The organism is Mucilaginibacter jinjuensis, from assembly GCF_028596025.1.
Classification (GTDB): domain Bacteria; phylum Bacteroidota; class Bacteroidia; order Sphingobacteriales; family Sphingobacteriaceae; genus Mucilaginibacter; species Mucilaginibacter jinjuensis.
In genome coordinates this window covers 2,382,276-2,395,778 of the sequence record NZ_CP117167.1, presented here as the reverse complement: position 1 = coordinate 2,395,778, position 13,503 = coordinate 2,382,276, and the positions used below count along the sequence as shown (strand labels likewise).

At 42.8% G+C, this 13,503-nt stretch carries 16 protein-coding genes; 4 read left to right on the top strand and 12 right to left on the bottom strand.

All coding sequences use genetic code 11. The annotated features are described in order from the left end of the window. The first annotated feature begins 522 nt into the window (after positions 1–522). Positions 523–897, top strand: coding sequence for a response regulator (locus PQO05_RS10985; RefSeq protein WP_273632957.1), 375 nt, complete (start codon positions 523–525; stop codon positions 895–897). Positions 898–1,377: 480 nt separating this feature from the next. Here PQO05_RS10985 and PQO05_RS10980 read toward each other — a convergent pair whose 3' ends face one another. The 3 genes from PQO05_RS10980 to PQO05_RS10970 form a co-directional block, all read right to left on the bottom strand. Further along, positions 1,378–1,584: a hypothetical protein gene (locus PQO05_RS10980; protein ID WP_273632956.1), complete on the bottom strand. Its 207-nt coding sequence runs from the start codon at positions 1,582–1,584 to the stop codon at positions 1,378–1,380. Beyond that, positions 1,581–1,874 carry a hypothetical protein gene (locus PQO05_RS10975; protein WP_273632955.1) on the bottom strand — a complete coding sequence of 98 codons (294 nt, stop codon included), beginning with the start codon at positions 1,872–1,874 and terminating at the stop codon, positions 1,581–1,583. The genes PQO05_RS10980 and PQO05_RS10975 overlap by 4 nt, the downstream gene beginning before the upstream one ends. A 65-nt stretch (positions 1,875–1,939) precedes the next feature. Further along, positions 1,940–2,377: an Hsp20/alpha crystallin family protein gene (locus PQO05_RS10970; RefSeq protein ID WP_273632953.1), complete on the bottom strand. Its 438-nt coding sequence runs from the start codon at positions 2,375–2,377 to the stop codon at positions 1,940–1,942. Positions 2,378–2,605: 228 nt separating this feature from the next. On the opposite strand from PQO05_RS10970, the gene PQO05_RS10965 reads away from it, so the two are divergent. Both PQO05_RS10965 and PQO05_RS10960 read left to right on the top strand, forming a co-directional pair. After that, entirely contained in the window at positions 2,606–3,199 is a 594-nt protein-coding gene (locus PQO05_RS10965) for a PAS domain-containing protein (RefSeq protein ID WP_273632952.1), read from the top strand. A gap of 46 nt (positions 3,200–3,245) precedes the next feature. Beyond that, positions 3,246–3,824, top strand: a complete 579-nt coding sequence (locus PQO05_RS10960; RefSeq protein WP_273632951.1) for a DUF4142 domain-containing protein — start codon at positions 3,246–3,248, stop codon at positions 3,822–3,824. Positions 3,825–3,925: 101 nt separating this feature from the next. Here the strand turns inward: PQO05_RS10960 and PQO05_RS10955 are convergent, their stop codons facing one another. The 6 genes from PQO05_RS10955 to PQO05_RS10930 form a co-directional block, all read right to left on the bottom strand. Beyond that, positions 3,926–4,807, bottom strand: a complete 882-nt coding sequence (locus tag PQO05_RS10955; protein ID WP_273632950.1) for a glucose 1-dehydrogenase — start codon at positions 4,805–4,807, stop codon at positions 3,926–3,928. 65 nt (positions 4,808–4,872) lie between these two features. Next, the gene (locus tag PQO05_RS10950) at positions 4,873–5,943 is read right to left on the bottom strand and encodes an L-dopachrome tautomerase-related protein (RefSeq protein ID WP_273632949.1); all 1,071 of its coding nucleotides are present in this window, start codon (positions 5,941–5,943) and stop codon (positions 4,873–4,875) included. A gap of 1 nt (position 5,944) precedes the next feature. Beyond that, positions 5,945–6,460 carry a DUF4142 domain-containing protein gene (locus tag PQO05_RS10945; protein ID WP_273632948.1) on the bottom strand — a complete coding sequence of 172 codons (516 nt, stop codon included), beginning with the start codon at positions 6,458–6,460 and terminating at the stop codon, positions 5,945–5,947. Between the two features lie 11 nt (positions 6,461–6,471). Then, positions 6,472–7,476 (bottom strand): SDR family oxidoreductase, encoded by a 1,005-nt coding sequence (locus PQO05_RS10940; protein ID WP_273632947.1) that lies wholly within the window; start codon positions 7,474–7,476, stop codon positions 6,472–6,474. Between the two features lie 258 nt (positions 7,477–7,734). Then, positions 7,735–9,783, bottom strand: coding sequence for an ATP-binding protein (locus PQO05_RS10935; protein WP_273632946.1), 2,049 nt, complete (start codon positions 9,781–9,783; stop codon positions 7,735–7,737). Positions 9,784–9,972: 189 nt separating this feature from the next. Continuing rightward, positions 9,973–10,482 (bottom strand): DUF892 family protein, encoded by a 510-nt coding sequence (locus tag PQO05_RS10930; protein WP_273632945.1) that lies wholly within the window; start codon positions 10,480–10,482, stop codon positions 9,973–9,975. 189 nt (positions 10,483–10,671) lie between these two features. Between PQO05_RS10930 and PQO05_RS10925 the strand changes: the two genes are divergently transcribed. Continuing rightward, positions 10,672–10,911, top strand: coding sequence for a hypothetical protein (locus tag PQO05_RS10925; protein ID WP_273632944.1), 240 nt, complete (start codon positions 10,672–10,674; stop codon positions 10,909–10,911). Positions 10,912–11,290: 379 nt separating this feature from the next. On the opposite strand, the gene PQO05_RS10920 is transcribed toward PQO05_RS10925, so the two are convergent. The 3 genes from PQO05_RS10920 to PQO05_RS10910 form a co-directional block, all read right to left on the bottom strand. Next, positions 11,291–11,434, bottom strand: a complete 144-nt coding sequence (locus tag PQO05_RS10920; RefSeq protein WP_273632943.1) for a hypothetical protein — start codon at positions 11,432–11,434, stop codon at positions 11,291–11,293. Positions 11,435–11,641: 207 nt separating this feature from the next. Beyond that, positions 11,642–12,304 carry a hypothetical protein gene (locus tag PQO05_RS10915; RefSeq protein WP_273632942.1) on the bottom strand — a complete coding sequence of 221 codons (663 nt, stop codon included), beginning with the start codon at positions 12,302–12,304 and terminating at the stop codon, positions 11,642–11,644. 610 nt (positions 12,305–12,914) lie between these two features. Then, entirely contained in the window at positions 12,915–13,421 is a 507-nt protein-coding gene (locus PQO05_RS10910) for an SIR2 family protein (protein ID WP_273632941.1), read from the bottom strand. Between the last annotated feature and the right edge of the window lie 82 nt (positions 13,422–13,503).

The following is a 13,503-nucleotide window of genomic DNA, read 5'->3' as shown; positions in this document are numbered from 1 at the left end:
CACGACCAATTGCGAGAATTAGTTGACAATCCTTATTGGACAATGTATTATTGATATCCAAAGCAAAAAACTTTTAGTTGATGCGATTATGCAAACGCTGAAAAACCTCAAAACTTGATGAACAGATTTACATTCATACACCAATAAGAAATGAAAGATGATGTTAGGAATCTGAAATATCTTATAATTTAGACTGTTTTAACGGCAACGGTATGATAACATACTTTTTAATAAAATTACCAATATGGTAAGTTTACATTTGTCAATATTACAGATCACAATAGTTTGTTCATCCTCATACAGAATTATGAATGGAAGTGAAAAACGGCAATAGCTTTTATTGAGTTTATATTGGCGCGTCAGCGTACCGCCAAGTGAACTCAAATTGCCTTAAACGAACTATAAAGTTCAACGGAAACAACAGCTATACTGCATCAGCAGTGCTGGCATTTTGTAATGATGATCAGCACCCAGAACTGTCCATTAGAAATAATTCTTAATTTTACACATCTACTTTAAGGCATGATAAGTAACAAAAAGAAGGTCGCAATTTTTGACGATGACGAAGAAACAGTCTCCATATGCCAATATATATTGAAAGAATCAGGCTGGGAGGTTTATGCGTTTTCAGATTGTATTAATCCTGTAGAAAAAATTAGAACGATCATGCCGGATGTTATTTTAATGGACAACTGGATTCCTGACGAAGGCGGTATAGTTGCCACGAGAAAGCTAAAAGCCCAGGACTGCATCAAAAACATACCTGTAATATATTTTTCAGCACATAGCGCCATCGAAACACTCGCAAAAACTGCGGGTGCGGAGGCTTACCTTTCCAAGCCATTTGACTTAGATGATTTAGAACAGCTACTGTTAAAGATCACTGAGATAAATTAAATATATTTATTTGTGACAAAATAAATAGCGAAAAGGAATTAATGATCCGAGCTGCCTTGATATCCAAGCTTTTCCGACAATAGCGTATTTAATTTTTTAACACACAGTCTAAAACCGAAATACTATCAATCTATTCATTTTAGAATTTACGGACCAAAATAGTATCGAATAGTCCCCATATAAACCTTTGCATTTTGGGAAACATGATTAAAGGCGTAGCCAGGGCTATAGACTATCTTGACTGCGCCCTAATCACTCTTATCAGGTCTAGGATATTTCGATTTATCTCACCAGTTTTTATTTAAAATGGACTATTGGCTTGTACTGATTTATTTATTTTTCCTATCTCAACGTGTAGATAACAAATGAAGTCAGGAAGTGATTCCGTCAATATCATTATAAGCGAGCCAGCCCAGTCTTATTCTGTGTATGGAATATTTAAACTTTTAACTTTAAAGCATACACAAGAATCATAATCAATCATAACTGACCAGCCCAATCATCATCCCTGTTCTGATTTAAAAAAAGTGTACTTATCCAGACTAATGTGCCAGCCAAGAGCATTTTCTTATGAGGTTCCGGCAAGTGTTTTTCCCTACCCCATGCCAGCATGAGGATATCCCAAATCATTAGGATAAACAAAAGTGCCATCACTAAGGCGCGGCCAGCTTGCAATTTGTTTCTCATTCCAATTCGTTTAAATTATTCAACCTGAAAATAGTTTTGGCGATCAATTTTGAATTGTATCCAAGTTCCTCAAGCGTACAGCAAATGGTTTTGATCTTTACAGGTATTTCTTCCGCCGTTTCCATGAGGTCAATATGCAGCACACAGCTTTCGGTAATTTCATCATTACCTTTGAGCTGGTCGAATAGCTCGTAAGCTGCTTCGCGATCGTCACCGAAGAAGTATTGCCCGTAATAACTAAATCCCGTTAGCGTTTTCAGGCTAAGCAAAATATAAAACTGGGTTTCCATTCCGCTATTCATTGAAAGAGCCCCTTCAACAGGGGCTCCTGATTATAAAACGAATTGACACATCATTATTTGATTTCGATCTGCCTGCGCACAGCTTTAGCCTCTTCACGTTTGGCGATATCAATTTTAAGTACACCGTCGGTATAGCTGGCCTCAATATTACTGTGGTCGGCACCTTCGGGAAGTGTAAAAGACCGAACAAAAGAACTGTAACTATATTCCCGTTTGGTATAGTTCTTCTGGTTATCGTTTTGTTCCGCGGCCTGATCAACCGCGATTGCTAAGTTGTTTTGTTCCAGGTTTAATTTAAAATCCTCTTTCTTTAAACCCGGCGCTGCCAGTTCCACATGGTAACTGTTTTCCGTTTCGCTGATATTGACAGCGGGAACCCGCGCAATCATCCGGTCGCTAAAGAAAGTATCGTCAAAAATGGATTCAAAGATCTCATTAACGCCTGGCATTAATGAGTTGGGACGTTTGTCATTGAATTTAACTAAGGTCATGGCCTTTTCTCCTTTAAATTTTACTCTAAAAAATAAATGAACAATAAATTAATTAAACTAACACACTGATTACAAGCAGCATGCCAAATGATCTAAACTGAAATATTTTCACCTGCTGCTGCAAAATTTTCAGTCAGCGGTGTCATTTTTTCAGAATCGTTTGGAACACCGGATTATTCAATGAAACCTAATGTGTAAGCCTGTGTTGTGAATAAGTAACAACCCGACATGATAAACGATTTCAGCCCGATCAATAATTTCCTAAACAACTCTTCTTTCTTCTACACGATAGCGATCGGGATGGATAGCTGCTATGCTTATGTCAGCAAAAATTACGACCGGAATTTTGAATTTACCAATGGCACCTTGCTCGGCAGGCATTTTAGTGTAACCCTGCACCCGGAAGATGTTTCCATTTGCGCAGCGGTTGGCGCGCAGTGTTTCCATGCTCCGGGTCAGTTATTTGCCGCTACGCTGCGTAAGCACGACGGACGCGGCGGCTTTGTAGTCACGCAATGGGAGATGCAAGCCTATTTTGATGAACAGGGACAGCCCGAAGGCATCTATTGTATGGGATACAATATTACCGAATTTATTGATACGCAAAGCCGGCTCGATTCTGCTCATCATCAATTACATGAAATCGGATTTATCCAGTCCCACCTGGTACGCAAGCCGTTAGCCAACATTATCGGGTTAAGTAATTTGATCAGTCAGGAGTCGAAAGATAAGGGCCTGACAGATTTATGCCTTATGCTCACGGCCAGTACAACCGAGCTGGATCAGGTCATCAAGGATATTTCTAACAAAACCGACGAATAGTTAAACTAAGGCACTGTATACTTGTTAGCCTATAAATCAACAAATTATGAAAAATATAAATTTACTATTTGCAGCCTGCGTAACTGCAGCGACTTTCCAGGCCTGTTCCGGAAACAAAACCGTTTCGACAACAGACAGCACGACGGTGAAAACAGACAGCACGACAACGGTTAAGGCTGACTCATCCGTAGCGGCCTTGCCGGATACGGCCTTTGCGAGCAAAGCCGCAGTTGGTGGTATGGCTGAAGTCGCATTAGGTAAAATGGCAGCGGCAAAGGGTGCAAGCCAAGAGGTTAAAGATTTCGGCGGCATGATGGTCATGGACCATGGTAAAGCTAATGAAGAACTTAAAGCCATCGCTCAAAAAGAAAAATTGACGCTGCCAGCCGGCTTGGATGCTGAGCACCAGGCCAAGAGTGATAGCCTGAGCAAACTGAGCGGTAAAGATTTTGATAAAGCTTATGTGGCGGCCATGGTCGAGGGGCATAAAAAAACTTTAGCCCTGATGCAAACGGAGGCATCCGGCGGAAAAGATGCCAATTTAAAAGCTTTTGCTGCCAAAAATGCGCCGGTAGTCCAGCATCATTTGGACGAGATCACCAAGATCCAGGCAGGCTTAAAATAATAGTTTGCTGTGTATATGGTTTTTAACCGGCCGCTCAAAAGAGCGGCCGGTTATTTTTTTAAATAATCTTTTGCAGGAACATCTCCTGGGTTTAAAACACTTTAAATAGTTGGTGTCCCGCCTGTAACCTGTATCGTTGAGCCTGTCATATAACTTGACTGGTCTGATGCCAGTAAAACATAGGCCGGTGCCAGTTCTACCGGCTGGCCGGCACGCTTTAAGGGCGTATTCTCTCCAAATTTTTCCACTTCGTCCAGCGGCATAGTAGATGGAATAAGCGGCGTCCATATAGGTCCCGGCGCTACGCAATTTACCCTGATCCCTTTATCGGCCCAAAGCTGGGCCAGGTTGGCTGTAAAGTTTTGGATGGCCGCTTTAGTAGCCGCGTAAGCAATGAGTTTCGGTTTAGGAACATAAGCGTTAACCGAAGTTGTATTGACTACCGTGCTGCCTGGCTTCATATGTTGCTCCGCCAGTTTACAGAGGTAGAACATAGGGTAAATGTTTGTTTTAAAAGTTCGGTCCCACTCGTCGCTGGATACCTCTTGTAAAGATTCCCGTGCCTGCTGAAAGGCAGCATTATTCACGAGGATATCGATTTGCCCAAATTCCAGAATTGCGGTATCAATCACTTTTTTGCAGTGCATTTCATCACTGATGTCGCCTGCTACAAGCACAGCCTTCTGTCCGGCCGCCCGGATATACTCCGCGGTTTCGTTAGCATCGCTGTCCTCGTTCAGATAAGAAATCAGCACATCGGCTCCCTCCCGTGCAAAAGCAATAGCAACAGCACGTCCAATGCCCGAATCGCCACCGGTGATCACCGCCTTACGTCCCTTTAACTTTCCCGATCCCACATAGCTTTCTTCACCGTGGTCCGGCTTCGGATTCATTGCTGAAACCAGGCCGGGTATGGGTTGACGCTTTGCCTCATAAGGCGGTTTGGGATATTTATCCTGAGGGTTTTTATTTTGAGTTTCCATAGTATAGTATTGAATAGCGTATTTAATTGAAATTTGAAACGCAGCGGGATAAGTTCACGCCTACATTAAGGCAGCTTAACCTGATATACCTCGTAAGGGCTGGTACGTTTGTTTACCCCTTCATTATAATCCGGCTGTTTTTGAATTTGCGAAGTCGTAATGTAAATGTAGCCCTGTTTAGTTACACTGTAGGTATCAGGCCAGATCAGACGCGGATCACTGATCCAGGTATGGCTCTTAAGATCTGTTGTTACCTGAATCATGCTATAGGTCGTAGGGTCTCCTAAATACAGGTTGCCTTTGGAATCGAATATCATACCATCCGTGTTGGCAATATTGCCTAAATCTTCCACCGCCGCAGCCAGTTGCTGGCCTGTAAGCGTCGAGTCATTCAACGCAGCAGTTTTAATTCGGAAAAGTTTTTTATCACTGATTGTTTTGTAATACAAATCGTTCCGGTCCGGGCTTAGTGCGATACCATCAGACTGGAAAGCCACGGGTTGACCTTGCTTTTTAAGTTCCCGCCCGTCTATAATGAATTTCACATAGGGGTCGGGATGTACCGATTTATGGGCCTGCAGTACCTGCCGTGATTTACCGGTATTAAGGTCCAGGATAACAATACCACCCGTACCAGAATTAGTTAAATAGGCGACCTGTTTTTTCGTGTCCACCCGGATATCGTTCAGGTAACTCTGGTCATCGATGGTGCCGGGAAAGCGGTAAGTTTTAACCGCCTGGTTGGTGTTCAGGTCGTACTTTACAACCTTCGCACTGCCATCGTACACCTTTCCCAATTTCGGTGCGGCCGGGTCTACAATATACAGGTAATCATTATCATCCACAAAAGCGGTTTGCACGCATACCCACTTATTTTTACCATCCTGGCCCGGTTGCCAGTTATTCGTCTCCTCATCCGGGAAAGGCCTCGCCTGACCGTTGACTACCTCCACTACCCCGTATTTATAAGTGTCAGACCAGCGCGGGTAGGTAACAAACAACCGGCCCTTTGCAGACATCGCTACACCAGTGAACTGGTAAGTATTATCCTGGTAAACGCTTCGTAGCTTGGGTTGTTGAGCGATAGCTGAAACAGTAACTAACAAGCTGAATATTAAACTTAATTTCTTCATCATTCTATTTGGCAACAAGGTTTTTATATTTTTCGTCCAAAGCCTTAATGGCTTCCAAATGCTGTTTAAGCGTTGGTAACATTTGCTGTGCGAAAGCTTTTACTTTAGGATCTTTACCAGCAATGGCATAATTCTGAAACATCATTACCGTATTCCGGTGGCCTGTAACCATGGCATGGATATACAGTCGGTCAAAATCGTCGCCAGATGCTTTGGAAAGGTTAAGATCTGGCGGCGGCGTCATTGTCGCAGCGGCGGGTATTTGATATCCCTGCGTTTTAGCTAACTGTAACAGTTTTTGTTCAGCCCCGCTATGGTCAGTAACCATCATCTGGCCAAAAGATTTCACATCTGGCCTGGATGCCTTTTGACTGGCGAGCTTTCCGGAATTGATCTCCTGCAAATTACCGATACTGGCCATGATGATAAAATGCCGGGCAGTTGTGTCCGGATCAGGTGCCTGGGCATGTGCAAAATGGACAGCCATGACTGCCGTTAATAACATGATTATCTTTTTCATAAAATTTAAGTTTAAGGTTGGCCTACACCGCCAGATGAACCATAGATTTGCCCGGTAGCGAAACTGGCATCTGCTGCGGCTAATTGTACATAAATTGAGGCAAGCTCTGCCGGTTGTCCGGGACGGCCCAGGTAAGTCCAGCCTCCGAAAGTTTGCTGTTTATCCGGTGTTGTTCCCCCGCTAACCTGCAAAGCGGTCCAAACAGGGCCTGGCGCTACACCATTTACCCGTATCCCTTTTGGGCCGAGCTGCTTAGCGAGCGATTTAACGTAATTCATCGTCGCCGCTTTAGTTTGCCCGTAGGCATACAGCCAGGGATCCGGATTATAAGCCTGTTCTGAAGTCGTGCCGATAATGGCTGAGCCTGGCGGTAAATGAGGTAATGCTTCCCTGATAATAAAGAAAGGTGCGTAAATATTGGTTTTCATGATCGAATCAAACTCTTCAGACGTAACATCCAAAATTGATTCTGCCGCTTGTTGTCGCCCTGCATTGCTGACCACGATATCCAATCCTCCCAGGGCGCTTACCGCTTGTTGTACCAGTCTTTTACAGAAAGCCTCATCACGCAGATCGCCTGGTATCGCTACGCCTTTTCGCCCTTCCTTTTTGATCAGCGCAATTACTTCCTGAGCATCCTGTTCTTCCGATGGATAATAATTAATAACGACATCAGCCCCTTCCCGTGCATAAGCAATAGCTGCAGCCCTTCCCATACCGGAGTCGCCACCAGTGATCAGGGCTTTTCGACCGGCTAAACGTCCGGAGCCTTTATAGGTAGTTTCGCCGCAATCAGGCACCGGGTTCATTTTGCTTTGTAAACCCGGCCATGGCTGAGGCTGAAATTTAAAGGGAGGCTTGGGATAAAGTTTTGTCGGGTCGCTGATCGCCGGTCCCGCTGGGACTTTGCCGGCGGTTTCGGTCATCGCCAATGCGGGTGAGACCGCTGCGGCTGCGAATGTAGCGCCAAGTCCGGCGACAATTTGTCGCCGCGTTATTTTGTTTTCGTTATTCATAGGTGGGTATCTTGTAAGGCAATAACCTCAAATACCCGGATTGGTTTACTTCAAAAGAAATTTATTTTCATCTAACTACAGGAATGGTGATTAAGATGTTTAATAAGTTTACTAACTGACTTCGGTGCAGTTTAGGATTTAAAATGAAAGTTATGGCGTTTGAATCTCCGTTAGATACCACTATAATTTGTATCGAATTCACCTTACATAAATAGATCGCTTCAGCTATTTTAAACACGATCCGCCTTGTTGGCTATGCTAGATCAGCGGTAGGCTAAACCAGAAAGTTGAACCTTTCCCCCGTTCGCTGTCCACCCCAATTTTACCGCCATGACGATGAACAATTTCCGAACTTAGATATAAGCCGATACCGAAGCCCGATATATGCCTGGTATAATCGTCTTTTACCCGATAATAGCGCTCAAAGATATGATCCAGATGTTCAGGCTTAATGCCCATCCCAAAATCCTGTATGCTTACCACGACGTTTTCGCCCGCTCTTTTACACGTAACCAAAACCGGCTTGTCTTTAAAAGAATATTTAACTGCGTTGCTAAGCAGGTTGGAAATAACCGAACCGGTTTTATCACGGTCGGCATTGACCCAGATTTCATCAGCTGGAATAAACTCAATCGCTTGCGAACTGGTTGTGAGCATACTCTCGTCTAATATATCCTGAATAAGGCGGGAAATATCAAAAGCCGATTTTTCTATCAGAATTTTTCCGGACTCCAGCCTTGAGATATTGAGGAAACCATTAATCATAGCTGTCATCCGCTTCACCTGAATATTGGCCTTGCCCATCGCGTCATTCAGGAAGGGATCAGCATTATTCTTTAATTTAACGCTGCATAACTGAATAATCGCCTTTAGGGATGTCAGTGGTGTTTTTAATTCGTGGCTCACCATGCCTATGAAATCATTTTTGCGCTGCTCGTCTTTCTTCTGCTCCGTGACATCCATTACGAAACCAGAAAACACCGTATAGTTTCCATTAATATCCGGACTCACTTTACCGAAAGAGCGGAGCCAGATCAATTCACTATCGTTAAACCTGCGTTGCTGATAAACTACATCATAGTCGCCCCCTTCAGCGATCGCCTTCTCTATTGCTTTCAGAATTGAGGGCCTATACTCTTCCGTTACCTGGGCTATGGCCTGCTCATAGGTCATCGGGCTATCCTTATCGTATCCGAAGATCCGGGCTAAAGTGGTGTTATAAACGAGTGCTTTGGAAACCGGTTCAATATGCCATGCACCTAATCTGGCTGCCATAATAGCCATATTGGTCATCTCATCGGCTTCCTTTAATTTAAACCGGGACACGACCTGATCGGTGACATCATGGGTAAAAACCATAACGCCGGCGATGTCTCCATTGTTATCGCGGTACGGCTGGTAGGCAGCACTCAGGTACCCATTTATTCGCTTTCCCTGATGATGAACAGTATAAGGCGTGTCGTAAATGTCGAGTGGTTCGCCACTCATTCTGACTTTGTCGATCAAAGGCCTGAAATAAGCTTCTGTTTCGGGGATCAACTTGAACAATTCCTGATCCATGAGTTCACGGGCTTGCCTGCCGATCAATTTGGCGTATACATCGTTCACAATCTCCACCCTCATTTCTGAACCGGTTAGAACGATGATGCCTACTGTCGCATCCCGGATCAGATTTTGAAAGCGGCTTTCGCTTTGGCTCAGTTGCCGTATCGTATCATTGAGCTCATTCTGAGACTGGCTTAACCGGTGATTTTCGGCATGCTCCTCATCATTTGTAGCCGCTAATTTTTCTGTATCTATTAAATTTGACAAACGGAGCTCGATTTGTTCCATGACAATTTTCGCGAGCCCTTCAAGAACGCGGCGATCATGGTCGCTGAATTTCCGTGGCTGGGTGTCTACCAGGCAAACCGTACCGATCAAAAATCCATCATGCGTGATCAGGGGGGCACCTGCATAAAAACGCAGACCGAAATCTCCGCAAACCAGTGGGTTTTGAGCAACTATGGGGTCTTCTAACGCGTTTTCTACCACATTCACTTCCGGTCTAAGCACGGTTAATGAACAGAAACTTTCACCTCTCGGCCCTGTCGTACTGTTCATACCTACATTCGATTGAAATGAAACCTCTTCTGCGTCTACGAGGGAGATCATCGCAATAGAGGCATGAAATATTTCCGCAACCAGGTTAGCGATATTGATAAATGATTTTTCGGCGTAGGTACCGAGCAGGCGGTATCTTCGTAATGCCTTTACACGTTCCGGCTCATTGGGAAGTATAATCTCTTTTTGAAACGTGTTATGCATGAATAGTTTAGAAAATCGCGATTTTAAAAGCTAAAAGTAAAGTTTTTCAATTAAAAAGATAATGCTCCCTGGGTTATTTTTCCGATGGTCTAAGACATTTTTAAATGCTACTCGATCTAAAAACGAAATAGGTATAGCTGATGGCCTACAAATATCAAGCGTGCACGATCATCAGCTGATAACGGATAATTATATATAATTTTCGGTTATCTGCCGGTACAAGATCGTATCTTCATTGGCCTCGTCAAAGCATTCCAGCAGTAATTGCAGAACTTCAGGATTTTGCATCCTATCCGCCACTTTCATCATCGTTTTAAAAGAGGCCGTTTCAATGGTTTCTATATTTTGCATATAAAACAGTACTGATAAATCCCGGAGCCCCGGCGATTCATTTGATATGCCTGCGGATTGAAAGGCTTCATCCAAAACACCGATCAACCCAATACAACTTTCGGGTTGATAAAAAGCGTCCAGCCGGATATATATTTCTTTCATCCGCCGGATCTGTAACTGCACTTCTGCTATCGTTTCTTCAATGGCCTGGCGCAAATCAAGAAAATGCGACTGATCGCGTAGCTGCGGCAACCTGTCAACCAGTTGGCTCTTTGCACAGTAAATACGGTTTAAATGGCTGATAAAAAAATGGCGAAGTTCAGCTGAGCTCAAATCGTGCTCAGGATTACGGGGCGTCTGTTCCATATTCAATGCTATACTTAGTTTCGTGTGAAGTAAGCAACTGTGTATCCCGTATATTGTTTCGGCCATGCTATATTCTGTTTAGTTCAGCCATACAATTATAATGGTGTGTGCTGTTGCACAAGCGACATTGGCTCCGGAGGACAGAATGTAACTACATTACGACGGCACGCTTATTGCGCCGTGCTTATTATGTCCGATATTAATAAATTACAAACATCTAAGGCGATGGTAGTTAACACCGCAAATGATTTGATTAAAAAGGCAGCAAAAGCAGAGTCAACTCATGATAATGAGGAGACGAAACGAATAAAACAGGAATTAGAAAAGCTCAATGCTGCAATTTCTTATATCGACACCAAAATGAAATTACTAAAAGCTTGTGAGAAACCTGATGCCAATCAAGCTGGATTTGATGACGATCAATATTAGATAATCAGTAGGCGGGCGTCACATATGCATTACTTCCCTCCTTCTATTGTCCCTTGAGTGTTGTTATAATTGACTATTTTAACATTTTAACAGTTTTAAAATGACTATATGGATTTGTATCGTTAAAGCGTGTAGGTGAGAGAATGAATTGAGCTAAAATAGGAATAAGTAGCTAATTCTATTGTAAAACGAAAGCCCCTAACACTCGCTGTCGGGGGCTTTCAACCTAAACCTTATCACAATAGCAAGCGGTATGCCTGCTATTGCAAACTTCGACAATACTTACGGACAATCCTAAAGAATTCATTCCATAAACTTTATTTAAAAAGTACGGACAGAAACCAGTTTTTGTCTTATTAATTTTTAGTTTTTAAGTCAATTATTGCGTTTCAATAATCTGTACATTTTCGGTGCTGCCGATGGTGTATTCCGTTTCGGTCTGCAGTTCGGCAATAGCATCGTGTATGCTTTGGTAACTGGTTTTAATTTTCACTTTCATCAGTAAAAAAATCGTGTCCTCCATTGCTTTAAAATTGGTAAATGTTCATAAAATCGCTTAGTTCTAACTGAAACCTTGCGGGGTTATCTTTCGCTAGTGTTTCGGCGTAACCCTCCCAAAATATTTGGTTAGTCAGTTCTAAAAATTGCCCGTACATAGAAATTACTGTTTTTTGTGAAACCATAAAAAATGCTCGCCATCCCGATAGCTTCGGGATGGGAGCATAATTGTTTAAGCATTTGGGAAAATGATATTTGCTTCGATTTCGGCCAGTTTTTCGTGGCAGGCATCGAAAATGAATTGTGAAACCATGCGGATTAGGTTCGGCGTATTGGTGACAAACTCCCGGCCTTTATCATCGTTAATAATCAGCTTGCAACCCTGATAAGGGTTATTTTCCAGTTCGTCGTTTTCTTCAATCAGTTTTACCTCAAAATCTTCCAGCAACTTAATGCGGGATAATAGGGTAATACGCTGAATGCTTAGACGGTGCAATCCCTCCACGGATTTTAAAGTTTGCTCTAAGTTCAAAGCAAACTTTTTAGGCTCGGCTTTTACTTCCTCGGTTTTTACGGGTGTAGCTTGCACGGCTTCCGCTTTGACTTCTTCGGCTTTGGCGGGTTTAGCTTTAGGCTCGTCTATGCCTTGCACTGTGGTAAAGGGCGCAACGTTAGCGGGTTGGTTATCCACTGTAGGGGGGCTACTGGTCTTAACATCGGCAGGGTTGGCTTTCTCAACTTGCGGAGTTTGGGCAGGTGTTTGATCTTTAGCGATTTCATCTTGTTTGGCTTCCTTTCCTGTCAGGCTTGGGCGGTTTTCAATGCGGTTAACTGTTTGGTTGTTTTTTGCTGTTGCACCTTGTACACCGTTTGCATTTTTTTCTGCTGTTTTCATTTTTTAAATGATTTAAAAGGGTTAAAAATTTTGTTTTTTGTTTCCCTCTTTTCCCGAAGACTTTCCCTGAAAAGCTATTTTTCAAAAGAAAAAACGGTAAAAAAGAAAGTCAAAAAGGCGGTCGTAAAGCTTGGGCGGGAGAACTATAAGTCCCGAAGGGTGGCCGCAGCAATGCGGAGGACATTATGCGTTCGGACGACCGGGCTGACCGATCTTGACGCCGCTTTTGTCCGTTTTCTTTGGAAAATAGCACCGTAAAAGCATCTGATATTTTAGCAGTCTATTAAGTGCAGCATTCAGGCAAACGGAGCTTTTCCCAGCATTGCGGGTAAACGAGTGAAGTCCTGAATGATGCTCTTAATGGGAATTGGAAGCAGTTATAATAAAGCAAATGCTTTTGCAGCGCAGCAAAAATGCAGCAGCGGATTTACAAGTAGTGAGTATTAAACAAGTCAACTGTCAAGGATTGAAGTAGCATCCTTTTCATGGAAAAGATATAGCGGAAAGCCTGGCCGTAGGGACAGCCAAAGCTCAATGACTTTATAGAAGGTAGCCCAATATTAATCTGACAATAACTGCAATAATAACAATTGTCCAGATGACTGAAGCTTTACCACGCAATTCGGAAAGCTGACCTATAATTATTGATCTGGTCGTTCATAATTCCGATACGTTCGGTTTGCAATTTTCGCTCGCTGGTTAACTGAACATTTGGCAATTCCATTTTTTCTTTATAAACCTGTTCAAGGTCTTTTGCGGTTTGTAAACGAAGTTCTTCATTAGCCTTCAGCTTTTCATTCAGGTTGTCAATTTCTTTCTGATAATTTGCCGTAAGCTGTATTTTTACAGATTCAATTAATTTGGCTTTGGAATTTTCCAGTTCTTCAACGGTATCGTTATAGGCGGGTATTCTGCTGAAAATGACCAGGTATTCCGGAATAAAGTTTAGCTTGAAAAATGGATTTTTTTCGTTTAGTCCGGCTTCGTCAAAAAGTTTCTTAACAAGCTGATTTGCAACCGGAAATCCTGAATTAAAAGATATCCCCGACCCGCAAAAAACAGTAAGCGCCTCCTTCTTTATTTGTTGGGATAAACTGTCATATACCTTGTTAATCATTTTAATAAATTAAGTTATGAATTTACTATATGTCCAAGAATAGTATTTAAACTTATTTTACTATTGGCCAAAATCAAATGCT

Excerpts from the sequence above, each read along its gene's own strand:
- PQO05_RS10935 (WP_273632946.1), bottom strand. The coding sequence starts at position 9,783 with ATGCATAACACGTTTCAAAAAGAGATTATACTTCCCAATGAGCCGGAA.
- PQO05_RS10930 (WP_273632945.1), bottom strand. The coding sequence starts at position 10,482 with ATGGAACAGACGCCCCGTAATCCTGAGCACGATTTGAGCTCAGCTGAA.
- PQO05_RS10980 (WP_273632956.1), bottom strand. The coding sequence starts at position 1,584 with ATGAGAAACAAATTGCAAGCTGGCCGCGCCTTAGTGATGGCACTTTTG.
- PQO05_RS10915 (WP_273632942.1), bottom strand. The coding sequence starts at position 12,304 with ATGAAAACAGCAGAAAAAAATGCAAACGGTGTACAAGGTGCAACAGCA.
- PQO05_RS10940 (WP_273632947.1), bottom strand. The coding sequence starts at position 7,476 with ATGAATAACGAAAACAAAATAACGCGGCGACAAATTGTCGCCGGACTT.
- PQO05_RS10960 (WP_273632951.1), top strand. The coding sequence starts at position 3,246 with ATGAAAAATATAAATTTACTATTTGCAGCCTGCGTAACTGCAGCGACT.
- PQO05_RS10920 (WP_273632943.1), bottom strand. The coding sequence starts at position 11,434 with ATGGAGGACACGATTTTTTTACTGATGAAAGTGAAAATTAAAACCAGT.
- PQO05_RS10970 (WP_273632953.1), bottom strand. The coding sequence starts at position 2,377 with ATGACCTTAGTTAAATTCAATGACAAACGTCCCAACTCATTAATGCCA.
- PQO05_RS10965 (WP_273632952.1), top strand. The coding sequence starts at position 2,606 with ATGATAAACGATTTCAGCCCGATCAATAATTTCCTAAACAACTCTTCT.
- PQO05_RS10955 (WP_273632950.1), bottom strand. The coding sequence starts at position 4,807 with ATGGAAACTCAAAATAAAAACCCTCAGGATAAATATCCCAAACCGCCT.
- PQO05_RS10950 (WP_273632949.1), bottom strand. The coding sequence starts at position 5,943 with ATGATGAAGAAATTAAGTTTAATATTCAGCTTGTTAGTTACTGTTTCA.
- PQO05_RS10975 (WP_273632955.1), bottom strand. The coding sequence starts at position 1,874 with ATGGAAACCCAGTTTTATATTTTGCTTAGCCTGAAAACGCTAACGGGA.
- PQO05_RS10985 (WP_273632957.1), top strand. The coding sequence starts at position 523 with ATGATAAGTAACAAAAAGAAGGTCGCAATTTTTGACGATGACGAAGAA.
- PQO05_RS10925 (WP_273632944.1), top strand. The coding sequence starts at position 10,672 with ATGTCCGATATTAATAAATTACAAACATCTAAGGCGATGGTAGTTAAC.
- PQO05_RS10910 (WP_273632941.1), bottom strand. The coding sequence starts at position 13,421 with ATGATTAACAAGGTATATGACAGTTTATCCCAACAAATAAAGAAGGAG.
- PQO05_RS10945 (WP_273632948.1), bottom strand. The coding sequence starts at position 6,460 with ATGAAAAAGATAATCATGTTATTAACGGCAGTCATGGCTGTCCATTTT.